23 protein-coding genes and 1 pseudogene are annotated in these 25544 nt (G+C 50.0%); 2 read left to right on the forward strand and 22 right to left on the reverse strand.

The features are described 5' to 3' along the window. Positions 1-61: 61 nt before the first annotated feature. From phoU to glmU, 8 genes and pseudogenes are all read right to left on the reverse strand, one after another. On the reverse strand, positions 62-799 hold the full coding sequence (gene phoU / locus A0G03_RS19930; protein ID WP_048263422.1) for a phosphate signaling complex protein PhoU: 738 nt from the start codon (positions 797-799) through the stop codon (positions 62-64). 13 nt (positions 800-812) lie between these two features. Continuing rightward, entirely contained in the window at positions 813-1589 is a 777-nt protein-coding gene (pstB, locus tag A0G03_RS19935; protein ID WP_048263424.1) for a phosphate ABC transporter ATP-binding protein PstB, read from the reverse strand. Between the two features lie 50 nt (positions 1590-1639). Next, entirely contained in the window at positions 1640-2527 is an 888-nt protein-coding gene (gene pstA / locus A0G03_RS19940; protein WP_048263426.1) for a phosphate ABC transporter permease PstA, read from the reverse strand. After that, complete coding sequence (gene pstC, locus A0G03_RS19945; protein WP_048263427.1) at positions 2527-3486, reverse strand: phosphate ABC transporter permease PstC; 960 nt, start codon at positions 3484-3486, stop codon at positions 2527-2529. The genes pstA and pstC overlap by 1 nt, the downstream gene beginning before the upstream one ends. Positions 3487-3647: 161 nt before the next feature. Further along, positions 3648-4688: a phosphate ABC transporter substrate-binding protein PstS gene (gene pstS / locus A0G03_RS19950; RefSeq protein ID WP_048263429.1), complete on the reverse strand. Its 1041-nt coding sequence runs from the start codon at positions 4686-4688 to the stop codon at positions 3648-3650. A 211-nt stretch (positions 4689-4899) separates the two neighbouring features. After that, positions 4900-5082: pseudogene (locus A0G03_RS19955) on the reverse strand (DUF4026 domain-containing protein); the annotation flags it as partial. A 67-nt stretch (positions 5083-5149) separates the two neighbouring features. Then, entirely contained in the window at positions 5150-6982 is a 1833-nt protein-coding gene (glmS, locus tag A0G03_RS19960) for a glutamine--fructose-6-phosphate transaminase (isomerizing) (protein ID WP_048263431.1), read from the reverse strand. Between the two features lie 184 nt (positions 6983-7166). Continuing rightward, positions 7167-8537: a bifunctional UDP-N-acetylglucosamine diphosphorylase/glucosamine-1-phosphate N-acetyltransferase GlmU gene (gene glmU / locus A0G03_RS19965; RefSeq protein WP_048263433.1), complete on the reverse strand. Its 1371-nt coding sequence runs from the start codon at positions 8535-8537 to the stop codon at positions 7167-7169. A 325-nt stretch (positions 8538-8862) separates the two neighbouring features. On the opposite strand from glmU, the gene pelX reads away from it, so the two are divergent. Continuing rightward, positions 8863-11097 carry a pectate disaccharide-lyase PelX gene (gene pelX, locus A0G03_RS19970; protein ID WP_048263435.1) on the forward strand — a complete coding sequence of 745 codons (2235 nt, stop codon included), beginning with the start codon at positions 8863-8865 and terminating at the stop codon, positions 11095-11097. 305 nt (positions 11098-11402) lie between these two features. Here the strand turns inward: pelX and A0G03_RS19975 are convergent, their stop codons facing one another. The 13 genes from A0G03_RS19975 to asnC all read right to left on the reverse strand — a co-directional run bounded on the left by A0G03_RS19975 (position 11403) and on the right by asnC (position 22920). Beyond that, positions 11403-11822 (reverse strand): F0F1 ATP synthase subunit epsilon, encoded by a 420-nt coding sequence (locus A0G03_RS19975; protein WP_005976558.1) that lies wholly within the window; start codon positions 11820-11822, stop codon positions 11403-11405. A gap of 19 nt (positions 11823-11841) precedes the next feature. Then, on the reverse strand, positions 11842-13224 hold the full coding sequence (gene atpD, locus A0G03_RS19980; protein WP_010681463.1) for a F0F1 ATP synthase subunit beta: 1383 nt from the start codon (positions 13222-13224) through the stop codon (positions 11842-11844). Between the two features lie 47 nt (positions 13225-13271). Beyond that, the gene (gene atpG / locus A0G03_RS19985; protein WP_039307671.1) at positions 13272-14135 is read right to left on the reverse strand and encodes a F0F1 ATP synthase subunit gamma; all 864 of its coding nucleotides are present in this window, start codon (positions 14133-14135) and stop codon (positions 13272-13274) included. 52 nt (positions 14136-14187) lie between these two features. Further along, positions 14188-15729, reverse strand: a complete 1542-nt coding sequence (gene atpA / locus A0G03_RS19990; protein ID WP_005976551.1) for a F0F1 ATP synthase subunit alpha — start codon at positions 15727-15729, stop codon at positions 14188-14190. A 12-nt stretch (positions 15730-15741) separates the two neighbouring features. Next, positions 15742-16275 carry a F0F1 ATP synthase subunit delta gene (gene atpH / locus A0G03_RS19995; protein WP_048263437.1) on the reverse strand — a complete coding sequence of 178 codons (534 nt, stop codon included), beginning with the start codon at positions 16273-16275 and terminating at the stop codon, positions 15742-15744. 14 nt (positions 16276-16289) lie between these two features. After that, the gene (gene atpF, locus A0G03_RS20000; RefSeq protein WP_010681466.1) at positions 16290-16760 is read right to left on the reverse strand and encodes a F0F1 ATP synthase subunit B; all 471 of its coding nucleotides are present in this window, start codon (positions 16758-16760) and stop codon (positions 16290-16292) included. Positions 16761-16823: 63 nt separating this feature from the next. Continuing rightward, positions 16824-17063 (reverse strand): F0F1 ATP synthase subunit C, encoded by a 240-nt coding sequence (atpE, locus tag A0G03_RS20005; RefSeq protein WP_005976545.1) that lies wholly within the window; start codon positions 17061-17063, stop codon positions 16824-16826. Between the two features lie 49 nt (positions 17064-17112). Then, complete coding sequence (gene atpB / locus A0G03_RS20010) at positions 17113-17913, reverse strand: F0F1 ATP synthase subunit A (protein ID WP_011095970.1); 801 nt, start codon at positions 17911-17913, stop codon at positions 17113-17115. A 22-nt stretch (positions 17914-17935) separates the two neighbouring features. After that, positions 17936-18319: a F0F1 ATP synthase subunit I gene (gene atpI / locus A0G03_RS20015; protein WP_048263438.1), complete on the reverse strand. Its 384-nt coding sequence runs from the start codon at positions 18317-18319 to the stop codon at positions 17936-17938. Positions 18320-18941: 622 nt separating this feature from the next. Beyond that, positions 18942-19562 carry a 16S rRNA (guanine(527)-N(7))-methyltransferase RsmG gene (gene rsmG, locus A0G03_RS20020; RefSeq protein WP_048263440.1) on the reverse strand — a complete coding sequence of 207 codons (621 nt, stop codon included), beginning with the start codon at positions 19560-19562 and terminating at the stop codon, positions 18942-18944. A gap of 83 nt (positions 19563-19645) precedes the next feature. Next, entirely contained in the window at positions 19646-21535 is a 1890-nt protein-coding gene (gene mnmG, locus A0G03_RS20025; protein ID WP_048263442.1) for a tRNA uridine-5-carboxymethylaminomethyl(34) synthesis enzyme MnmG, read from the reverse strand. A gap of 390 nt (positions 21536-21925) precedes the next feature. Continuing rightward, positions 21926-22369, reverse strand: coding sequence for an FMN-binding protein MioC (gene mioC / locus A0G03_RS20030; RefSeq protein ID WP_048263444.1), 444 nt, complete (start codon positions 22367-22369; stop codon positions 21926-21928). Positions 22370-22458: 89 nt separating this feature from the next. Continuing rightward, complete coding sequence (gene asnC, locus A0G03_RS20035; protein WP_048263446.1) at positions 22459-22920, reverse strand: transcriptional regulator AsnC; 462 nt, start codon at positions 22918-22920, stop codon at positions 22459-22461. A gap of 152 nt (positions 22921-23072) precedes the next feature. Between asnC and asnA the strand changes: the two genes are divergently transcribed. Further along, a complete protein-coding gene (gene asnA / locus A0G03_RS20040; protein WP_039289264.1) occupies positions 23073-24065 on the forward strand; it encodes an aspartate--ammonia ligase in 993 nt (330 codons plus the stop codon). Here the strand turns inward: asnA and viaA are convergent. Next, positions 24062-25540 carry an ATPase RavA stimulator ViaA gene (gene viaA, locus A0G03_RS20045; RefSeq protein ID WP_048263448.1) on the reverse strand — a complete coding sequence of 493 codons (1479 nt, stop codon included), beginning with the start codon at positions 25538-25540 and terminating at the stop codon, positions 24062-24064. The two genes, asnA and viaA, sit on opposite strands and share 4 nt — an antisense overlap. Between the last annotated feature and the right edge of the window lie 4 nt (positions 25541-25544).

The raw sequence follows: 25544 nt of genomic DNA on the forward strand, positions 1-25544 counted from the left end.
GTTACTACCGCTCTACGAACTTTATCAGCAACCTCTAGTTGTGGTAAGCCGTGGCACGAGCTTACTCTTCTTCTTCTTCTTTCTTCTCTTTCTGTGCCAGCAACTTCTCCAGCGCATCGCCACCAAGGTGACGGAAATCCTGACCTTTGACGAAGTAGAAGATAAATTCGCAGATATTCTGACAACGATCGCCGATACGCTCGATAGAACGGGCACAGAACAACGCAGTCAGTACACTAGGGATAGTACGAGGATCTTCCATCATGTGAGTCATCAACTGACGCACAATCCCTTCGTACTCTTTATCCACTTTCTTATCTTCACGATAAATACGGATCGCTTCGTCCAGATCCATTCGGGCAAAAGCATCCAGCACGTCATGCAGCATCTGCACGGTGTGACGACCCAATGATTCCAGGCTGACCAACAGCGGCTGATGCTGATGGGAAAATTTCTCTAGCGCGGTGCGACAGATTTTATCCGCCACGTCACCAATACGTTCCAGTTCGGAGATGGTTTTGATGATCGCCATCACCAAACGCAGATCGCTGGCGGTGGGCTGACGTTTCGCAATAATGCGCACACAGGCTTCATCAATCGCCACTTCCATCATGTTAACTTTGGCGTCGCCTTCAATCACCTGCTGAGCCAGCTCCGCATCCTGATTATGCATTGCGGTAATCGCGTCACTCAGCTGCTGCTCCACCAGCCCGCCCATGGTCAGGACCTGCGTGCGGATGTGTTCCAGTTCGGCGTTAAACTGACCGGAAATGTGTTTGTTCAGATTCAGATTATCCATGATGCTTTCCTAATCAACCGTAGCGGCCGGTGATGTAATCTTCAGTCTGTTTCTGCCGTGGGGCAGTAAACAGGGTATCAGTATCGCTGAACTCAATCAGCTCACCCAAATACATGAACGCCGTATGATCTGAACAACGCGCCGCCTGCTGCATGTTGTGAGTCACGATGACCACGGTGTAATCTTTTTTCAGCTCGGAGATCAGCTCTTCAATGCGGCCGGTAGAAATCGGGTCGAGTGCAGAACAAGGTTCATCCAGCAGCAGGACATCTGGGCGAATCGCAATACCGCGTGCAATACATAAACGCTGCTGTTGACCACCGGACAGGCTATAGCCGCTCTGGTGCAGCTTATCTTTCGTTTCTTGCCACAGCGCCGCTTTGGTCAACGCCCACTGGACACGCTCATCCATATCAGCGCGGGACAGTTTCTCAAACAGGCGAACACCAAACGCGATGTTATCGTAGATGGACATCGGGAACGGCGTCGGTTTCTGGAAAACCATACCCACCTTGGCACGCAGCAGTGCGATGTCTTGCTTATCCGTCAGGATGTTATTGCCATCCAGCAGGATATCGCCTTCGGCGCGCTGCTCAGGATAGAGCTGATACATTTTGTTCAACGTACGCAGCAGCGTGGACTTACCACAGCCGGACGGACCGATAAACGCGGTAACCTGATTCGCGGCAATATCCAGCGTAATGTTTTTCAGCGCGTGGAATTTTCCGTAATAGAAATTCAGATCGCGCACCTGGATTTTATTGTTGGATGTCTCAGTAGTCATACTCATCAAGACTTCTCTCTTTTTCCTGGCGATGACTGACAACGCCTTGAATTTGTTTAATGTGTCTTCGCGGAGAAAATAACACGCGCCAGAATATTCAGTAGCAGAACGCACAGCGTAATCAGCAGGACACCCGCCCAAGCCAGCTGTTGCCATTCCACAAATGGGCTCATCGCAAATTTAAAGATGGTAACGGGCAGGTTAGCAATCGGATGCATCATATCCGTGCTCCAGAACTGATTCGACAGCGACGTAAACAGCAACGGCGCCGTTTCCCCGGCAATACGCGCGATAGCCAGTAACACCCCGGTGATGATGCCTGATACCGATGCCTTGAGCGTAATCGCAGAAATCATTTTCCATTTCGGCGTACCCAGCGCATAAGCCGCTTCACGCAGGCTATCCGGCACGAGTTTGAGCATGTTCTCGGTGGTACGAATCACAATCGGCACCTGCAACAGCGCCAGCGCAATGACCCCTGCCCAACCGGAGAAGTGCTGCATCTTTGCCACCACGAGCGTGTAGACAAACAGGCCGACCACAATAGACGGCGCTGACAGCAGAATGTCATTGATGAAACGAATCACTTCAGCGATCCAGGATTTACGACCGTATTCCGCCAGATAGATGCCTGCCATAATGCCCAGCGGCGTACCCAGCAGCGTCGACCACAGGATCAGCAACCCGCTCCCGACGATAGCGTTCGCCAACCCACCACCTGCCGTATTTGGCGGAGGCGTCATTTCAGTAAATAACGCCAGAGACATGCCATCGACGCCTCGGGTAACGGTCGAGAACAGGATCCATACCAGCCAGAACAGGCCGAAAGCCATCGTAGACATGGATAAAAACAGTGCAATACGGTTTTTCTGGCGACGCCAGGCCTGCATTTTACGCCGTGAGCGTTCCAGTGCGGCTTCTTGTTCTATGCCTAATGTAGCCATTAGCGCGCCCCCTCATTTTTTGCCAGACGCATAACCATCAGCTTTGAACACGCCAAAACAATAAAGGTAATGACAAACAGGATCAGACCCAACTCCATCAGCGCCGCGGTATGCACGCCGGATTCGGCTTCGGCGAATTCGTTCGCCAGCGCAGAGGTAATACTGTTTCCTGGCATATAGAGTGAAGCACTGTCGAGTTGGTAGGTGTTACCGATGATAAAGGTGACCGCCATGGTTTCCCCCAAGGCACGCCCCAATCCCAACATCACCCCGCCAATCACGCCATTTTTGGTGTAAGGCAGCACAATGCGCCAAATCACTTCCCACGTCGTACAGCCGATGCCGTAGGCAGACTCTTTCATCATCACCGGCGTTTGCTCAAACACATCACGCATGACCGCCGCAATGTACGGGATAATCATGATGGCCAGAATGACGCCAGCGGCCAGAATACCAATCCCGAACGCCGGGCCGGAGAACAGTGCGCCAACAATAGGAATGCCGGACAGGACGTTGCCTACCGGCTGCTGGAAATATTTGGCAAACAGCGGAGCAAAAATGAACAGCCCCCACATGCCATAAACAATACTCGGTATGGCCGCCAGCAATTCAATCGCCACGCCAAGCGGACGTTTCAACCAGGTTGGTGCCAGTTCTGTCAGAAATAACGCAATCCCGAAGCTAATCGGAATCGCAATAATTAGGGCTATCAGTGAGGTCACGACAGTGCCGTAAATCGGAACCAGTGCACCAAACTGCTCTGCGGGCGCATCCCACTCTTTCGTCCACAAGAAGGAAAAACCGAACTTCTCGATGCTGGGCCAGGACGCCACAATCAGGGAAACAATGATGCCCCCCAACAGCAGTAGCGTGACCAGCGCCGCCAGTTTTACCAGCGCGCTGAAGAGGATATCGCCATATTTTCCTGGGGCTTTGATAGTTGGCTTGTACTCCGCCATACGTCTCTCTTCTCGTTTTAACTACATTTAATAAGCTATTGAAGGCAGAGAGGCTTATCACCTCTCCGCCCCGATACGACGTGTTATTTCACTACCTTATTCCCAGAACCTGACAACCTCATCACGCTCTGGTTATCAACACGGCGGTGTCGATACAATAATTAGTACAGTGCTTTACCGCTGCTGTCTTTTACCTGGGTTTTCCAGGCAGCACGGATTTGCTCAACCACTTCTTTTGGCAGTGTTGCGTAATCCAGTGCTTCAGCTTGCTCGCCGCCTTTCTTGAACGACCAGTCGAAGAATTTCAACACTTCAGCGCCCTGCTCAGGTTTTTCCTGTTTGGTATGAACCAGGATGAACGTCGTTGACGTGATCGGCCATGCATCAGCGCCTTTCTGGTTAGTCAGATCCTGAGCGAAGGACTTGCTCCAATCGATCTCTTTAGCTGCGTTGCTGAAGCTTGCGCCAGTCGGGCTAACCGCTTTACCATCGGCAGAAATCAGTTTGGTGTAAGCCAGGTTGTTCTGCTTGGCATACGCATATTCTACGTAACCGATAGAACCAGGCAGACGCTGTACAAACGCTGCGATACCATCGTTACCTTTACCGCCCAGACCGGTCGGCCAGTTCACAGTAGAACCTGCACCAATCTTCTCTTTCCACTCTGGGTTCACTTTCGCCAGGTAGCTGGTGAACACGAAAGACGTACCAGAACCATCAGCGCGGCGAACCACAGCGATGTCCTGATCCGGCAGCTTGGCATTCGGGTTCAGCTTGGTGATCGCTGGGTCGTTCCATTTTTTGATGTTGCCCAGGTAGATATCACCCAGTGTTTTACCGTCCAGCGTTAATTCGCCAGATTTGATACCAGGAACGTTCACTGCCAGTACCACACCACCGATAACGGTTGGGAACTGGAATAAACCATCCTGTGCTAATTTGTCGTCAGCCAGCGGCGCATCAGAAGCCCCGAAGTCTACCGTTTTAGCGATAATCTGTTTTACACCGCCAGAAGAACCGATCCCTTGATAGTTAACTTTATTGCCGGTTTCTTTTTGATAGGAGTCAGCCCATTTAGCATAAACAGGCGCTGGGAATGTCGCACCGGCACCGGTGAGGTTAGCAGCAGCAAAAGCTGAAAATGCCGTCAAAGAAAAGGTTGCCGCAACAACACTGGCAAGAGTGGTACGCATCAGTTTCATAATCCCTCCTGTGGGATACTCGACGTGTCGACGTAGAGTCGTTATCAATCAGAGTTATCAAATCAGAGTGTAGTTCGCAGGAGGAAAAATAGGACAATTTGGTGACAGTAAAATGTACACAACATGACAGTTTTATGACAATGAGGCAGCAAGAAGGAAAGTGCAGCCACACTCAGCCAGAACACGCGTTCTGACTGGTGGACAAGATCGGTCAGTGAGTCTGGCTATTGCTGAGTAATTTATAAATAGTATCAGGCTTATAGCTATCGCCCTGATAATAAATCGCCCAGTCGGTGACCCGCGAGATATCAACAGAATATACGCCACCTTCCTGCATACCCTCAACGTAGAACGGATGATTGATTAATGTTCCCGTCACTACTGTGACGGGAATTTCTTCGAGTATAAATCTCCTAATGAAGGTAAATAACACAATAGCTATTTACCTCCAGTTAAAAACATTACTCTACGGTAACGGATTTCGCCAGATTACGCGGTTGGTCAACATCCGTGCCTTTAATCAGCGCGACATGATAAGACAGCAGCTGCAACGGCACCGTATAGAAGATTGGCGCAATGACTTCTTCGATATGCGGCAGCGGAATAATTTTCATATTTTCGCTGCTGGTGAAACCAGCATCTTCATCAGCGAAGACATACAGCTCACCGCCGCGCGCCCGAACTTCTTCGATGTTGGATTTCAATTTCTCCAACAGCTCGTTGTTCGGTGCAACCACGACAACCGGCATGTCTGCATCAATCAGCGCCAGCGGGCCGTGTTTCAGCTCACCCGCAGCATAGGCTTCAGCATGAATATAAGAGATCTCTTTCAGCTTCAGCGCGCCTTCCATCGCGATCGGATACTGATCGCCACGGCCGAGGAACAGTGCATGATGTTTATCAGAGAAACCTTCCGCCAGAGATTCGATGAGCTTGTCCTGAGACAGCATCTGCTCAATACGTGCAGGCAGCGCCTGCAGGCCATGAACGATGTCATGCTCAATTTGCACATCCATACCACGCAGACGACCAACACGCGCCACCAGCATCAGTAGAACGGTAAGCTGAGTGGTGAAAGCTTTGGTCGAGGCTACGCCAATCTCTACGCCTGCTTTGGTCATCAGCGCCATATCGGATTCACGCACCAGCGAGGAGCCCGCAACGTTACAGATAGCCAGAGAACCCAGATAGCCCAGTTCTTTGGACAAACGCAGCGCCGCCAACGTATCCGCCGTTTCACCGGACTGAGACAGGGTAATCATCAGGCTGTTCTTACGCACCGCAGGCTTGCGATAGCGGAATTCAGAAGCGATTTCCACATCGCACGGAATACCAGCCAGTGCTTCAAACCAGTAGCGGGAAACCATACCGGAGTTGTAGGACGTACCGCAGGCGATAATCTGAACGTGCTCAACCTTCGCGAGCAGTTCATCCGCTTTCGGGCCGAGTTCAGAAAGGTTGATCTCGCCGTGGCTGAAACGCCCTTCAAGGGTGTTCTTGATCGCCATCGGCTGTTCGTAGATCTCTTTCTGCATGTAGTGACGATACGCGCCTTTGTCACCCGCATCGTAATTCACTTTTGATTCAATTTCTTCACGTGTAGCAAGCTGGCCTGATTTATCAAACACGCGCACGTCACGACGGGTAATTTCTGCCACGTCGCCTTCTTCCAGGAACATGAAGCGGCGAGTCACAGGCAACAGCGCCAGCTGATCGGAGGCAATGAAGTTCTCACCCACACCGCGACCAATCACCAGCGGGCTACCAGAGCGTGCAGCAACCAGTACGCTTGGATCACGGTTATCCAGCACGACCATGCCATAGGCACCGCGCAGTTGTGGAATCACGCGCTTAACGACTTCAACCAGCGTTCCGCCATTCTGCTGCTGTTCAAAATGAACCAGATGGGCAACCACTTCCGTATCGGTTTCAGAAACAAAACGATAGCCGCGACCGATCATCAGTTCGCGCAACGGTTCGTGGTTTTCGATAATGCCGTTATGGACGATAGTGATATGTTCAGAAATATGCGGGTGTGCGTTCTCTTCAGAAGGTTCACCGTGCGTTGCCCAACGGGTATGGGCAATGCCAGTACCGCCGTGCAGTTCATGCTCTTCGGCTGCCTGAGACAGCACTTGCACTTTCCCCAGACGACGCAAACGAGCGACATGTCCTTCGCTGTCAACAACCGCCAGACCCGCAGAGTCATAACCGCGGTACTCAAGACGGCGTAAACCTTCCAACAAAATTTCAGCAACATCACGTTGCGCAACTGCGCCTACAATTCCACACATCGATGGTATTCCTATAAAAGTGACATATTGTGTCACCTGGGATGTCTTAGACCTGATTGTTCCGGTTTTTCCGGGTTCCCCGAGCCTTGTAGAGAGTTGGGGATTATTATGTTTTGTTTTGTGCTCTGGAATCGGTCAAAGCACAGGACAAAACCGCCTCCGCCGTATGCGGAGGCATAGAATGCTATTTCTTCTTCACCGGACGCTGCCAGCCGGAAATATGCCGTTGTTTCACGCGGCTGATCACCAGCTCATTCTCTGCCACATCGCTTGTGACCGTCGTGCCCGCGCCAATAGTCACGCCGCTGGCAATGTTAACAGGTGCCACAAGTTGCGTATCCGAGCCGACAAACACATCGTCACCAATAACCGTTTTGTGTTTATTCGCACCGTCATAGTTACAGGTGATCGTTCCCGCGCCAATATTAACACCTGAACCGATATCCGCATCCCCCAAATAGCTAAGGTGACCCGCTTTTGAACCTTTACCCAGACGCGCCTTTTTCAATTCGACAAAGTTGCCAACATGCGCACCTTCAGCCAGTTCCGCACCAGGGCGCAAGCGAGCAAATGGCCCAACAGTACACTGGGCTTCCAGCACGGCATCTTCCAGCACGGAATAAGGGCTGATCTCACTGTCATCGCCAATGATGCAGTTTTTGATCACGCAGCCAGCACCAATTTTCACCCGGTTACCTAGCTTAACATTCCCTTCCACGACTACATTGACATCAATCACCACATCGCGACCATGAGTCAGCTCGCCACGCAGATCAAATCGAGCCGGGTCAAGCAGCATCACGCCAGCAAGCAGCAGCTTATCCGCCTGTTCACGCTGATAAATTCGCTCAAGCGCCGACAGTTGCAGGCGATTATTAACGCCCTCAACTTCGCTCAGCCGCTTGGGATGGACCGCTTCAACACGCTGACCTTCTTCCGCCGCCATCGCAATAATATCGGTGATGTAAAACTCACCCTGTGCGTTGTTGTTGTTCAACTGGCTTAACCAGCGCTTCAAATCCTTACCGTTGGCAATCAAAATGCCAGTATTGATCTCGTTAATCTGACGCTGTTCTTCGCTGGCATCTTTGTGTTCAACGATCCCAACTACGGCACCTTTATCACGCACAATTCGTCCATAGCCTGTCGGATCGTCCAGCTTCACCGTCAACAGGCCGATACCTCCCTGCGGCTTAGCCTCACGTAAATGCACTAAGGTTTGCGACGAAATCAGCGGCACATCGCCATACAACATCAAGATATCTTCATCATCAGCAAAATGAGGCGCGGCTTGCTGCATCGCATGCCCAGTTCCCAACTGCTCCGCCTGAAGCACCCAATTCAACGCGAGATCGGTCAGTTCATGCTTTAGCAAATCACCGCCGTGGCCGTATACCAGATGAACATGCTGTGCACCGGTTGTCATTGCCGCGTCAATGACGTGTTGAACCATCGGCTTACCCGCCAGCTTGTGTAACACCTTGGGAAGGTCGGAATACATACGGGTTCCTTTACCCGCAGCAAGGATCACCACACTCATAGCACTATTTGACATAAGTATCCTGACAGTACGGAGCCACAGCTCCGCAAGAATAAAAATGGCTAGCCTGTTACAGCAAGAATAACCAGAGTTTACCGAAGCTGGTGCATAACGCAGATACTTTTTAGTGAGTTTTTTCTGAAAATCTCGCACAAAACCACGAATGTTTATCAAGAGAGGAGATGAACGCGATGTCATCCCCAAAAACAGAAATGACACAGGGTTTCATAAAAAACAGACTTTGTTTTTAAGTATTTCCATTTGTGACACACACAAAAGAAACAGCGTTTCATTTATAGCAATATACGCGGGCAAATAATTCAATAACGAAGGAGACACAATGAAACGTTGTTCTTCACAAAAATGTGATTCTTTACAGAAACACCGTTCTTCACGCCTCGCAGCCGTCGCGTTGACGAATGCATTACTTTTCAGCTTTAGTGCACACGCCGCGACAGAATCAACCCCCGTCTGGCACGGTATCGCTTTTGGTCAGTCAACAGACGTAAACTTTTCATCCAATGTTCTGCCGGAAAAAATTGGCGTTAACGACGTCACCATTAACGGAAAGAAACTCGCACCGGGTGATAATGCTGATTTATCCGCACCAATCACGATTGAGAGTCGTGGCGGAAAGATCGCCAACACCCATGACGGGCTAACGTTCTTTTATACCCAGTTACCTGCGAATGTGAATTTCACGCTTCAGTCTGATATTACCGTGGAACAGTTTGGTCCTGAAAACGGCGCCAAGCCTGCGGCTCAGGAAGGGGCGGGAATTCTGGTGCGCGATATTATTGGCATACCGCGTCAGGAACCGCTGAAAGAAGGATATGAAGAATTCCCTGCAGCATCCAACATGGTGATGAACGCCATCATGACGCAGGATAAAAAGTCTCATACCGAAATCAAACTACAGGCGATTTTGCGTAATGGCGTCACACAGCCGTGGGGCAACGCAGGCGCGAAAATCACCAAAACCAGCTACCAGGAAAACGTCAATCTGGAGCAAACGCCTACGTTCCGTCTGAAATTGGAACGTACCAATGACGGCTTCATTACCTCTTATGCACCGAAAGGCACGGATAACTGGGTATCAAAAGAAGTCAAAGGTGCGGATGTTGTTACCAAGTTGGATAAAGACCATTACTACGTTGGTTTCTTTTCCTCCCGTAACGCCAAAATCACCGTCAGCAATGCACAGTTGACCACGACACCGGCACAAACCAAAGCCTCACCGGAATTTAAAGCCAAGGATTACGATCCTTTGATCCAGGTGATGTCATCGCCTAAAACTACCAGCGAACATTATGTCGTACAGGCTAAAGCTAACTACAACGGCACGATCGCGGTTTCACAAGATGGTAAATCTCTGGGTGATGCCAAGCAGGTAAAAGCGGGGGAAGCCTTCTCTCTGCCAGCAAAAATTGCCGGTGACAGTGCTGAATTCAAACTCGCTTACCAGCCTGCGGAAGGGGATGATAAAGCAGTAAAAGAGAGCACGTTCAAGGTTGAAAAAGTGGCTTATGCAGACGCCAAAAATCTGTATGTTTCGCCACAAGGTTCAGCCAGCAACGACGGCAGTAAAAATGCACCGATCGATTTGGCCAGCGCCGTCGCCGCTCTGCCAGCGGGTGGCACAATTTGGCTCAACGATGGTGATTACAGCGCGGCAGAAATTCCCGTTAGCGCTAGCGGCCAGCAAAAAACCGTCAAGAACCTGTTTGCTGTCGGCAACAAAGCCGTCATTCATGGCCTGCAACTGAAAGCGAGCCATTGGCATGTCAAAGGTATTGAAATAACAGAGAAACCATTCCGTATCGAGGGGAGCTACAACACCATCGAACGCGTTCTGGCGCACCATGCTGACGATACTGGTATTCAGGTAACCTCGACGGCCGATGTAGGCAGACCACTGTGGGCCAGTCATAACCTGATTCTGAACTCAGAATCTCACAGCAATCAGGACGCTGGAAAAATTAACGCCGACGGTTTTGCGGTGAAAATGCGTGTGGGTGAAGGCAACGTGATTCGCGGAGCGTTCTCGCACAACAACATCGATGACGGCTTCGACCTGTTTAACAAAATTGAAGACGGCGCAAACGGCGTTGTGGTGATCGAGAATTCAATTGCCATGAACAACACCAGTAACGGCTTCAAAATGGGTGGCGAAGGCCAGCCAGTGGCCCATCAGGTCAAAAACAGCATTGCTGTGGGTAACAAGCTTGATGGTTTCACTGACAACTTCAACCCAGGTGCATTGATCGTTGAAGACAACATTGCGTTAGATAACGAACGCTTTAACTTCATTTTCCGTCCAAGTCCTTACTCTGGCCCGGAAAAACAAGGCGTCTTCAAGAACAACGTTTCGCTGAAAACCAAAGCGGGCAAATATGATGATGCGGTTGTCGGCAATATCGATAACACCAACTACTTCATCAAGGGCGACCGTTCCGTTAACGCGCAGGGTAAGGAAATCACAGTAAACAACTTCGTGTCGGTTATCGTTCCAGAGACGTTTACGCGAGATGCCAAAGGCAATCTGGTACTTGGCGACTTCCTGAAGAAGAAATAAGCCTCTTCAAGTAAACCCCCACCTAACAAGGTGGGGACAAGAGTTGCTGACAAAGCACATTGAGCGGTAGCAACGGATAGATCGTAAAGACGCTGTAAATACGTCCCTGTACGCTCGGATTGCGCCATCCATGGCGCAAACGCTTTACTCTTCTATTCCGTTACTACCGTTTTCGTTCGGTAAATGGGTTTACCCGCGATCTTAATGCCTGCTCTCGCAGGCATTTTTATATGTAACATAGGCTTAAATGCAAAAAGGCCAGTCAGTGTGAACTGACTGGCCTTCAATTATTGCAAGCTTATCTGTTACATCGCTTTTCTGGTCAGCTCGATAACACGCAGTTTCGCAATCGCTTTAGTCAGCTCTGCGGAAGCCTGAGCATAATCCACATCGCCATGCGAATTGCGGATATGATCTTCGGCTTTGCGTTTCGCTTCCAGCGCACGAGCTTCGTCCAAATCCTGTCCACGAATAGCAGTATCGGACAGTACGGTAACCATATTCGGCTGCACCTCAAGGACGCCGCCAGAAAGGTAGATATACTCTTCTTCACCGTGCTGCTTAACGATACGAATCATACCCGGTTTAATGGCAGTGAGCAGAGGGGCATGTCCCGGATAAATACCCAGTTCGCCTTCGCTCCCCGTTACCTGGATCTTCTGCACCAGACCGGAGAACATTTGCTGTTCTGCACTCACGACATCCAGATGGTAAGTCATAGCCATGTCACCCTCCTACAAGGCGTTACAGTTTCTTGGCTTTTTCCACGACTTCGTCGATAGAACCAACCATGTAGAACGCCTGCTCTGGCAGGTGGTCGTATTCGCCTTCCATAATCCCTTTAAAGCCACGAATGGTGTCTTTCAGGGAGACGTATTTGCCCGGAGAACCGGTAAATACTTCTGCTACGAAGAACGGCTGTGACAGGAAGCGCTGAATCTTACGCGCACGGGATACCACCAGCTTGTCTTCTTCAGACAGCTCGTCCATACCCAGAATCGCGATGATATCTTTCAGTTCCTGATAACGTTGCAGAATAGACTGCACGCCACGGGCAACATCATAGTGTTCCTGACCAACAACCAGCGGGTCCAACTGACGGCTGGTGGAATCCAGCGGGTCAACGGCCGGGTAGATACCCAGAGAAGCGATCTGACGGCTCAGTACCACGGTTGCATCCAAGTGAGCAAAGGTGGTGGCTGGTGATGGGTCAGTCAAGTCATCCGCAGGTACGTAAACGGCCTGAACAGAGGTGATAGAACCGGTTTTGGTCGAGGTGATACGTTCTTGCAGAACACCCATCTCTTCCGCCAGCGTCGGCTGATAACCTACCGCAGAAGGCATACGACCCAGCAGTGCGGATACTTCCGTACCGGCCAAGGTATAACGGTAAATATTATCGACGAACAGCAGTACGTCACGGCCTTCATCACGGAATTTTTCCGCCATGGTCAGACCGGTCAATGCTACGCGCAGACGGTTACCTGGTGGCTCGTTCATCTGGCCATAAACCAGTGATACTTTATCGATTACGTTGGAGTCGGTCATTTCGTGGTAGAAGTCGTTACCTTCACGGGTACGCTCACCCACACCTGCAAACACAGAGTAACCGGAGTGCTCGATCGCGATGTTACGGATCAGCTCCATCATGTTTACGGTTTTACCTACGCCCGCACCACCGAACAGACCCACTTTACCGCCCTTGGCAAACGGACACATCAGGTCGATAACCTTGATGCCGGTTTCCAGCAGTTCCTGTGAGTTTGACAGCTCTTCATAGCTAGGAGCTGAACGGTGAATAGCCCAACGCTCTTCTTCGCCGATGTCGCCTTTCATGTCGATGGGATCACCCAACACGTTCATGATACGACCCAGCGTTGCTTTACCTACCGGTACTTCGATCGGGTGGTCCAGGTTATTCACGTTCAACCCGCGACGCAGGCCGTCAGAAGAACCCATTGCGATACAACGAACAATGCCGCCGCCCAACTGCTGCTGTACTTCCAGCACCAGTTTCTCAGCGCCGTTCTCTACCTCAAGCGCATCGTACACCTTCGGTACGGCATCTTGCGGGAACTCGACGTCCACCACGGCGCCGATTACCTGGATAATCTTTCCAGTAGCCATCTTGAATCCTCTACGTAATTCGACAATACGTAATTCGTAAACCTGCTTTAAACCGCGGAGGCTCCCCCGACGATTTCGGTGAGTTCCTGGGTAATGCTGGCCTGACGAGCCTTGTTGTATACCAACTGAAGCTCTTTGATCAGGCTACCGCCGTTATCAGTCGCGGCTTTCATCGCAACCATTCGCGCGGCCTGTTCACTAGCCAGATTTTCTACGACGCCCTGATAAACCTGAGATTCTACATAACGGCGCAGCAGGGTATCCAGCAGCGACTTAGGATCGGGTTCATACAGGTAATCCCAGGCTTTCTTCTTCAACTCACTGTCATCTGAAGGCGGTAACGGTAACACTTGAACAACAAGCGGTTCCTGAGACATGGTATTGATAAACTTGTTGCTTACGATATACAGCTTGTCCAGACGACCTTCGTCATAGGCTTGCAGCATAACTTTAACCGGGCCGATCAATTCTGATACGGAAGGGTTATCCCCCATACCGGTAACCTGAGCAACAATATTTCCGCCTACCGAACCGAAGAAAGAAGCCGCTTTGGAACCAATCAGCGCTAAATCAGTTTCAACGCCTTTGTCGCTCCAGGATTTCATATCAGCCAGCAGTTTTTTGAACAGGTTAATGTTCAAACCACCACACAAGCCACGGTCAGTAGACACCACCAAATACCCAACGCGCTTAACGTCGCGTTCTTCCAGGTACGGGTGTTTATATTCCAGATTTCCTAACGCAAGGTGACCAATCACATTGCGTATGGTTTCAGCATAAGGACGGCTGGCCGCCATACGATCCTGCGATTTACGCATTTTGGAAGCGGCGACCATTTCCATTGCTTTGGTGATCTTCTGCGTATTTTGGACGCTTGCGATCTTACTACGTATCTCTTTTGCGCCGGCCATCTTTGCTTCTCCTCAAAGCCTTGCGGCCTGCTTTACAGCAGGCCACCGGGCGTTACCAGGACTGGGTTGCCTTAAAAGTATCGAGGATGCCTTTAAACTTGCCCTCGATCTCATCGTTATAAGCGCCAGTCTGGTCGATTTGTTGCAGAAGTTCGCCATGCTCACGGTCAGCGTAAGCCAGCAGAGCCGCTTCAAAGCTACCGACTTTCGACAGCTCAACATCTTCCAGATAACCACGTTCCGCCGCAAACAGAACCAGAGACTGCTGTGCGACAGACATCGGCGCATACTGTTTCTGTTTCAACAGCTCGGTCACTTTCTGACCGTGGCTCAATTGCTTACGGGTTGCATCATCAAGATCGGAAGCGAACTGAGAGAACGCTGCCAGCTCACGGTACTGTGCCAGTGCGGTACGAATACCACCGGACAGTTTTTTCATGATCTTGGTCTGTGCTGCACCACCCACACGGGATACGGAGATCCCTGGGTTAACCGCAGGACGAATACCGGCGTTAAACAGGTTGGATTCCAGGAAGATCTGACCATCGGTAATCGAAATTACGTTAGTCGGAACGAACGCAGAAACGTCACCTGCTTGCGTTTCGATGATTGGCAGAGCCGTCAACGAACCGGTTTTCCCTTTCACTTCACCCTTGGTGAATGCTTCAACGTAATCGGCGTTAACGCGCGATGCACGCTCCAGCAAACGGGAGTGGAGGTAGAAAACGTCACCAGGATAGGCTTCACGACCTGGCGGACGACGAAGCAGCAGAGAAATCTGACGATAAGCAACGGCCTGTTTGGACAGGTCATCATAAATAATCAGCGCATCTTCACCACGGTCACGGAAATACTCACCCATCGCACAACCAGCATACGGTGCCAGATATTGCAGAGCAGCAGACTCAGACGCAGTAGCGACGACGACAATGGTATTTTCCAGTGCACCATGCTCTTCCAGTTTACGCACCACGTTAGAAATCGTGGAGGCTTTCTGGCCGATAGCAACGTACACACATTTGATACCGGAATCACGCTGGTTGATGATGGCATCGATGGCCAGCGCGGTTTTACCCGTCTGACGGTCACCGATAATCAGCTCACGCTGACCACGACCAATTGGAATCATGGCGTCAACAGACTTATAGCCCGTCTGTACCGGCTCATCAACGGACTGACGTTCGATAACGCCAGGCGCAATCGCTTCAACCGCAGAGAAACCGTCGTGATCCAGTGCGCCTTTACCGTCAATCGGTGCGCCCAGCGTGTTGACCACGCGACCCAGCAGGCCGCGGCCAACTGGAACTTCAAGAATACGGCCGGTGCATTTTACTTTCATGCCTTCAGCCAGATCCGCATACGGCCCCATTACTACCGCACCAACGGAGTCGCGCTCCAGGTTCAGTGCGATTGCATAACGGTTACCCGGCAGAGAGATCATCTCCCCCTGCATCACGTCTGCCAGACCGTGGACGCGGATGATTCCGTCACTGACGGAAACAATAGTACCTTCATTGTGAGCTTCGCTCACCACATTGAACTGAGCAATGCGCTGCTTGATCAGTTCGCTGATTTCGGTGGAATTCAGTTGCATGCTCCAGTCCCCTTAAGACTGCAAGACGTCTGCCAGACGTTCCAGACGACCGCGAATGCTGCCATCTATCACCATATCGCCCGCGCGAATAACCACACCGGCCATGACAGACTTATCAATTTTGCAATTCAGCTTCACTTTGCGTGACAGACGTTTTTCCATAGCAGCAGCGATCTTAGATAGCTGCTGCTCATTCAACGTGTTGGCAGAAATCACATCGACGTCAACCGTCGATTCTAATGCTGCCCGCAGTTGAATAAATTGTTCCAGTACTTCAGTAAGTACCGGTAAACGTCCGTTCTCGGCCATCACCTTAATCAGGTTCTGACCGGCTTCATCAAGTTGATCACCACAAACGGCAATAAACGTTTTCGCCAGCTCAATCGGCGCTACCGCGCCAGAAAGCAATTCGGCAATTTGCTCATTGCGCGCTACTTCGGCCGAAAACGCCAGCATGTTATGCCAGCGATCCAAGGCCTGATTCTCAACCGCAAAGTCAAAAGCTGCTTTGGCGTAGGGGCGAGCTACCGTGACAAATTCAGACATCAGCCCCTCCCTCCTTACAGTTCAGCGACCAGTTTATCAACGATGTCGCTGTTAGCAGCTTCATCCACGGAACGTTCAATAATTTTCTCGGCACCGGCAATTGCCAATACGGCAACTTGCTTACGCAGCTCTTCACGAGCACGTTTACGTTCGGCTTCGATTTCAGCCTGCGCCTGCGCCACAATCTTGTTACGTTCAGCTTCCGCTTCAGCTTTCGCCTCATCCAGGATCTGAGCACGGCGTTTGTTCGCCTGCTCAATGATAACCTGAGCATCCGCTTTGGCTTTCTTCAGTTGATCTGTCGCATTGGCCTGAGCCAAGTTCAAATCTTTTTTGGCACGTTCAGCAGAAGCCAGACCGTCAGCAATTTCTTTCTGACGTTTCTCGATGGCTGCCATCATAGGCGGCCATACATACTTCATGCAGAACCAGACAAACAGGACGAACGCAATGGCCTGGCCGAGGATTGTTGCATTAATATTCACAGCACAATGCCTCTTTCAAAGTTAAATAAGTTGATGTTTTAACCTCAGCAGAAAACATTCTGCTTAGGCCACCGCAAACATCACATACAGCCCCAGACCAACAGCGATCATCGGGATGGCGTCAACCAGACCCATGACGATAAAGAACTGTGTACGCAGTAAAGGAATCAGGTCAGGCTGACGAGCAGCACCTTCCAAGAATTTACCACCCAGAATGCCGATACCGATCGCAGCACCGATCGCCGCCAAACCCATCATTAACGCGGCAGCCATGTACAGCAGATCCACACTCAGGTTTTCCATGACAGTCTCCAGTTTGTTTCAGTTAAAAACGTTATTTGTTGAAAGAAAATCAATGCTCTTCAGATGCCATCGAGAGATAAACAACCGTCAGAACCATGAAAATAAAAGCCTGAAGCGTAATAATCAAAATGTGGAAAATAGCCCAAGGCACATTTAACAGCCATTGTGACCACCACGGCAACAGACCGGCAATCAGGATGAAGATCAACTCACCCGCATACATATTGCCAAACAGTCGCAAGCCTAAGGAAATAGGTTTGGACAGCAGGCTGACACCTTCAAGAATCAGGTTGATAGGAATAAATACTGGATGGTTGAACGGCTGCATGGTCAGTTCTTTAACAAAACCGCCGAGACCTTTCATTTTGATGCTGTAGAACAGAACCAGGATAAACACCCCAAGCGCCATCGACAACGTGATGTTCACGTCAGCCGTCGGCACAGCACGCAGATAAGCATGCGCTGGGTCGTATCCTAGCAGGCTGTAGACGCCCGCCCAAAGTTGTGGCAACAGATCGATAGGCAGCAGATCCATCATATTCATCAGGAAAACCCAGACGAAAATGGTCAGCGCCAGAGGAGCAATCAGTTTGCTTTTGCCATGGAACATATCGCGTACAGTGCCATCAACGAAACCGATAAGCAGTTCGACGGCAGTTTGCAATTTACCTGGCACACCGCTAGTCGCACGTTTAGCTACGCGGTGAAAGATAACCAGAAAGAGGATCCCAAGAGCGATGGAGAAAAACATCGAATCGACGTTGATCGACCAAAAACCCGTCCCTACCTGCAAATGGTGCAAGTGGTGACTGATATACTCTTGCGGAGTAGAGATTTCTCCAGCAGCCATGATGTCTCTTACCCTTTTGTTGTTAATTACGGTAACGATTAATTACGGCCGGTGCCACGATCTGCATAACCAGCACCGATAAATAAGTCAGGCCAAGCGGAAAGAATGCCGCTTTAAACACGCCTAACGCCACCACTAACAGTGCAATGGTGATAAATACCTTAAGCGCCTCGCCAATCGCGAACGACCAGGCTACACGTCCATCAGCAGGCTTGTGTGACTGATGACGCAAGGCAAACAGCACAAACAAGACATTCGGCAACCAGGCTGCCAATCCTCCGCCTAATGCAGAAGCAGCAGCGTTGACGCTATTGAGGCTGAAAACAGCACTCAACAAAGCAAAAGTCACTAACTGTAGCAACAGCAGCCTTAAGGCTACTTTTCCGCTGTAAAGGGATACAGGCATGACGTTTGCTCTCTCCGTACCTTTTCAGAGGTATACCGAATGACGTATAAAACTGCCTTTACACCACTGAGTCAAGCAGCAAAAAACGAGCAAATTATACGGGTCATACCTGCGAATTCAATCGATAAGTAGCGAAAAGGTGAACAATTATTTAAATTTCTTTCTGAAGCCCCATTTTTGCTAACAATCATTCTTGTTCATACCTAGTGTAATTAATTTCTAAAGCCCTCTAATCTGTGATACGCCTCACACAAAAGGCTTTACGACTATTTATAACAGAACGTGTTTTTTTTTGTCTTTAGCAAAATAAGCTATTTATTTTATTTAACTTCAATAAGTTATAAAAAAAACCATTCAAAAAATGCAACAAACAACCTTTCAACTACCTATTGACATTATTGATATCGTTTTTTTACTCAATTAACACAAAAATAACTAATTTTTGATGCCGATGATTTATTTTCGCTCGTTATTATTCAGCGCGAAAGTAAAAGAACAGTGCTGAAAAAACCAAGATGTAAAATTTCAGTGATCGCAATGCGATCTGAAACGATGCCCCCCATAATGGGGCGGCAGGCTGACACGCAATATTTAGTTATAATTTTTTTGATAAAAAACAAAATTAGTTTGGTTTAAGCACGACCAAATGACGTTCACCTTCCAGATCGGGAACAGATAAACGGACAACCTGATCCAATAAAACACCTTGTGGCAAGGATGATAATTCATCCTGTGGAAGGACACCTTTGAGGGCATAAAACCGCCCTGTCGTCTTAGCGGGAAGATGATTACACCAGCTAATCATGTCCTGCAACGAGGCGAATGCTCGGCTGATCACGCCATCAAAAGGGGGTTCTGCCAGAAACGCTTCAACGCGACTCTGTACCGGCGTGATGTTCTCAAGCTGCAGTTCATGCTGAACCTGACGCAGGAAGCGCACACGCTTACCTAAGCTATCCAGCAAAGTAAAATGCGATTCAGGGCGGACAATCGCCAACGGAATACCCGGCAACCCAGGCCCCGTTCCCACATCGATAAAACGCTGTCCGTGTAAATGTGGCTCAACCACGATACTGTCCATGATATGGCGGACAAGCATTTGCTGTGGATCGCGTACAGACGTCAGGTTATAAGCCTTGTTCCACTTACTCAGCATGTCAACGTACTGTATCAGAAGATTTTTTTGCTTATCTGATATCACAATACCAGCCGCATTTAGCAGATTATCGAGTGTGTTGCGCACAATAAGATCCCGATGAAAAAGATGAGGTTAATAATAAAAATAGCCGGATAACCGGCTATTTAGAGGGATAATTTTACCTTAAATCAGGCGCTACGGCGCAGCAGACCCTGTTTTTTAAGCCAGATCAGCAGAATTGAGATCGCCGCAGGTGTAATGCCAGAAATACGCGAAGCCTGACCGATAGACGACGGTTTGTGATCGTTCAGCTTGGCAATAACCTCGTTGGACAGCCCATTCACCTGCTTGTAATCCAGATCGGCAGGCAGCAGCGCATTTTCATTGCGCAACTGTTTCTCAATTTCATCCTGCTGACGGGCAATATACCCTTCGTATTTGACCTGAATTTCAACCTGTTCAGCAGCCTGCTCGTCGGTTAATCCCGGGGCAAACAGTGGTAACGCAGTGAGCTGAGCGTAATCCACTTCAGGGCGACGTAGCAGCTCTTCACCGTTCGCTTCACGCGACAACGGCGTTTTCAGCAATGAATTGACCTGATCTAGCTGCTCAGACTGCGGGTGAACGTGAATGTCTCGCAAACGCTGACGCTCTTTCTCGATGCTCTCAAGCTTTTCGTTGAAACGTGCCCAGCGATGATCGTCGACCATCCCCAGTTCACGGCCCATTTCAGTCAAACGCAGATCGGCGTTATCTTCGCGCAGCATAAGACGGTATTCAGCACGTGACGTAAACATGCGGTAGGGTTCTTTCGTACCCAGCGTACAAAGATCGTCAACCAGCACGCCGAGATAAGCTTGATCGCGACGTGGTGACCAACCTTCCTTATCGGCAGCCAAACGGGCCGCATTCAGGCCAGCCAGCATGCCTTGTGCAGCAGCTTCTTCATACCCTGTTGTCCCGTTGATTTGCCCGGCAAAGAACAGACCATGAACAAATTTGTTTTCCAGCGTAGGCTTCAAATCGCGAGGATCGAAGAAATCGTACTCAATCGCATAGCCAGGGCGAACGATACGTGCATTTTCCATCCCGGCCATTGAGCGAACAATTTGCCACTGGACATCAAACGGCAAACTTGTCGAGATCCCATTAGGATAAATTTCGTTACTCGTCAGCCCTTCAGGTTCGAGAAAGATCTGATGCGTGTTTCGATCGGCAAAGCGCATTACTTTGTCTTCGATCGATGGGCAATAGCGTGGCCCGATCCCTTCGATGATCCCAGCATACATCGGGCTACGATCCAGATTATTACGGATCACATCATGCGTTTTCTCATTGGTATGCGTGATGTAGCACGGCATTTGTGCCGGATGCTGATTCGCGTTCCCCAGGAATGAGAAAACTGGCATTGGGTTGTCACCGTGCTGTTGTGCCAGCACGCTAAAATCAATTGTTCTGGCATCAATACGTGGTGGTGTACCCGTTTTCAGGCGGTTGACGCGCAGAGGCAGTTCACGCAGGCGACGCGCTAGCGGAATGGAAGGCGGATCGCCTGCACGCCCACCGCTGTAGTTATCCAGCCCGATGTGAATCTTGCCATCAAGGAAAGTGCCTACCGTTAACACCACGGCTTTTGCACGGAATTTTAGTCCCATCTGGGTAACGGCACCGACGACGCGATCGTTTTCCACGATCAGATCGTCAACAGCTTGCTGGAAGATCGTTAGATTCGGCTGATTCTCCAGTGCGGTGCGAATAGCCTGACGATAGAGCACGCGATCCGCTTGTGCGCGCGTCGCTCTGACTGCTGGGCCTTTACTGCTGTTTAGTATCCTAAACTGTATACCTGCCTGGTCGACGGCACGCGCCATCAACCCTCCCATGGCATCGATCTCTTTAACCAGATGGCCTTTTCCAATACCGCCGATCGCCGGGTTACAAGACATTTGTCCCAGCGTATCAATATTGTGTGTGAGTAAAAGCGTCTGTTGGCCCATTCGGGCAGAAGCCATTGCTGCTTCTGTTCCGGCATGACCGCCACCGATCACGATGACGTCAAATGGATCTGGATAAAACATGGAACTGCTCCTCGCATTATTGCGAATGATTAGTGGCGAACGATCGTTATTTGCCTTGGGATGGGGATTCTACTCAACTTTGAGCCAACGACCAAGTCCGTTGGATCCTCGTTAATTAAAGAAAGATCTTTTTATTTAAAGATCTCTTTATTAGATCTCTTATTAGGATCGTCATGTTGTGTGGATAAGTGATTATTCACATTAAAGATCAAGAGAATGGCGTTGATCCTTACCTGTGAATGATCGGTGATCCTAGCCAGTATAAGCTGGGATCATAATGCGGAGTTATGCACAGGACAAAAAACATACTTGGGTTGTTATTGGGATAACTACTGCTTTTACACCTGAAATAAGCATAGTTATCCACATTCAACTGCTGAATATTTCATCTTATTTGAGTAAATTAACCCACGATCCTAGCCATTCTTCTGCTGGATCTTCTGGAATTTGATGCTGCGTGATGTCGATCTCGAGGACTTCACCGATCCGTTTAGCCCCCAATTGCGCGAGTACTCGATCCGCTGTTTGGATCGCGCCACAGAATGTGTCGTACTCTTTACTGCCGATCCCGATCGCACCAAAACTCACCTGAGAAAGATCGGGCTTTTGCTGTTCCAACTGTTCAAACAGCGCTTTCAGGTTGTCAGGGAACTCCCCTGCACCGTGTGTTGAGGTCACCAGCAGCCATGTACCGCTTTCGGGAAGTGCATCGAACGTAGGGCCATGCAGAATTTCAGTGGAGAAATCATCCTTTTCTAGCAATTCAGCCAAATGCTCTGCCACATATTCGGCGCTGCCAAGGGTACTGCCACTGATTAAGGTAATGTCTGCCATAGTGATCCCATCCGATAAAAGACGGGACATTGTACGCTGTGATCAGGCTGGGATCTACCTGTGGATAATATGGGTATAGGAAAAAAGCATTACGGCGTGATCGTCCGCATGATGGGGTTTTGCAGGGAGATGAGCGTTTCAGTGGACTGAATTTCATCAATTGTTTGGATCTTGTTGATAAGCACGTGTTGCAGCGCCTCGATCGACCGGCACATGACCTTAATAAAGATACTGTAATGCCCTGTGGTGTAGTAGGCCTCGACCACTTCTTCCAGATTGTTTAGCCTTTCCAGCGCTGAGGGATAATCTTTAGCACTTTTCAAAATGATGCCGATAAAGCAGCACACGTCATAGCCCAGCTGTTTTGGATTTACATCCAGACGCGTGCCGATAATGATGCCCGCCTGCTTCATTTTTTCCACCCGAACGTGGATCGTGCCTGGACTGACTGAAAACTGTTTTGCCAGTTCGGCATAAGGCGTGCGTGCATTTTCCATTAAGGCGGAAAGAATGCCGCGATCGAGATTATCGATCTGATAAATTTCTGCCACTTTGAGCCTCCTATTTTAGCGAATAATGATTTTATACCGCTATAAAATGACGGATTAAAAGCACAAGTGCAATTTATCCATAAGATTATTGAATGACTAGCTGTTTTTATTGCTTAATGAATAACTAAATACGATGAATAAGAGACGCGGCAATGAAAAAGCAGTACATCGAAAAGCAGCAGCAAATCAGCTTCGTTAAATCTTTCTTCTCCAGCCAACTGGAGCAGCTTCTGGGATTGATTGAAGTCCAGGCACCAATTCTCAGCCGTATCGGCGATGGCACGCAGGATAACTTGTCTGGTACGGAAAAAGCAGTGCAGGTTAAGGTTAAGGCTTTACCTGATGCGACATTTGAAGTGGTGCACTCACTGGCTAAATGGAAACGTAAAACGCTGGGCGCATATGATTTTAGCTTCGGCGAAGGCATTTATACCCACATGAAGGCACTGCGTCCGGACGAAGATCGTCTGAGCCCGATCCACTCGGTTTATGTCGATCAGTGGGATTGGGAGCGTGTGATGGGGGACGGCGAGCGCAATGCCGAGTATCTGAAATCGACAGTCACGCGTATTTATCAGGGTATCAAAGCGACTGAGGCTGCGGTACATCAGGCGTTTGGCATTCAGCCTTTCCTGCCGGAACAAATTCATTTTGTGCATACCGAAACGTTGCTGAAGCGCTATCCCGATCTGGATGCCAAAGGGCGTGAGCGAGCTATTGCTAAAGAGCTGGGTGCCGTCTTCCTGATTGGGATTGGCGGTAAGCTGTCCAGCGGACACTCTCACGATGTACGTGCGCCGGATTATGATGACTGGACGACGCCAGGTGAGCAGGAATTAGCAGGTTTGAACGGTGATATCGTCGTGTGGAACCCGGTTCTTAACGATGCGTTTGAGATTTCATCCATGGGTATCCGCGTGGATGCCGAAGCGCTGACGCGCCAACTGGCACTGACGCAGGATGAAGAACGTCTGAAGCTGGAATGGCATCAGGCGCTGCTGCGCGGTGAGATGCCACAAACGATCGGCGGGGGAATCGGTCAGTCTCGTCTTGTCATGTTGTTGCTGCAATTGCCGCACATTGGTCAGGTTCAGTGCGGTGTATGGCCACAGCCGCTGCGTGAGTCAGTTTCCGGCCTGCTTTAATAAGCCTTGCCGTGCTGCCAGCGGCGCATTAAACGGCTTTTTAACCCGGTATCAAAGCGCCAGATGTGGTCAAAGATGTGCATTATGCCGGGTTTGCCATGATCGGACATCGCTACAGCATGAAAACGATGCTGTAGCTGCTTCTGACGGCTTTTCACCTTATTCACCACTTCATCCGGCAATCGCTGGGCGATAAAATCCGAAATCACCACGGCATCGGCATCATGCCAGAGTGAATCATCCATCTTATCCAACAACGCTGACAGACAGGCGCTCATATCCGTACCACCGCGGAAGGACTGGCTGAGAAAACGTATTGCCTGCTCTAATCCGTCCTCAGACGTCAGCTCATACTTCACCACGCCGGTAGAAAACAGCATGATGTAGCAACGGCGGTTATCAGCGAGCGCGATGCGCATTAGCGCCAGACAGAAGGCTTTGGCGCAGCGTTCATTAAAGCCACCCATAGAACCTGACGTATCAACGCAGACAATAAACGGGCCACGCGGCTGCTGTTCGTTTTGTTGATGGACAACAGGGCGCTCGGTGACTTTCTCGCGCCAGCTCTCACCCTGTAAGCGATAGGTCAGCAATCGATGTTCCAGCAGGCGGCGATAAAATTCGAATTCCAGTTCGCTGATGCCCAGAGTCACCAGCTCCGTCGGCATCAAACGCAAGATATCGTCGCTCTGATGCACGCCGCTCACCTGCTCAGGTACGGTGGCCGGTTCTCGTACCCTTACCCTGAAAGCTTCTTGTGGTGCTTCCTGCGTAAGAATGGATTTGGTCTCCCGGCTGCGCCCCAGACGTTCCGCCAACTTCTGTAATGCAGGCTGGCGTTGCAGGAAAGCGCCGAAATCCAGTAATGGACGGGGATCGGTGTGAATACGCTGTGCGGCGCTAAGATCCCATAACCGACCTGCCGCGTTTTCATTTTCGGCCAAAATCGGTTCGAGTTTACCGCTCAGGGTCAGGCGCTGTTGCAGTTCATTCAGCAGGATTTCCCGCTCTTGATCCATCAATTGCTGATGCAGAGAAACGGTTTGCAGTGTCAGGCTCAGCCGCCAGCGCTGAAGAAAGAGCGCATGGAGCCCACTCGTTATCTTCTGCCCTAAGGTGCTCTCTGGAGAGGTAATAAGCTGTGATGCCTGCGTCAGAAACGGCGATTCTACGTTGTTTAGCGTATCCATAATCGCAGGCAGGCGTGTCTGAAAGGCCTGATTGTCGATCGCTTGTGAACGTTGGTAGCAGCTAAATTCCCTTTCCAGCTCTGGCGGTACCTGCGTGGTGCGCAGGCGCTGCTTTAAGGTTTCTTTCCAGTGAGGGAGATCGTTGAGTAACGCGGATTTCAGGCTAGGATACTTTTCAAAGAAGAAAGCGAGCTGCGGCGTCGCCATCAACGTGACGACAAGATCGTCCAGCAGCTCATTTTCATCGATAGACAGCAGCATTTCTAGTGATTCCAGCGTGATCATCGGC

It is taken from the genome of Pectobacterium peruviense, assembly GCF_002847345.1.
In the GTDB taxonomy this organism is placed as follows: Bacteria; Pseudomonadota; Gammaproteobacteria; order Enterobacterales; family Enterobacteriaceae; genus Pectobacterium; species Pectobacterium peruviense.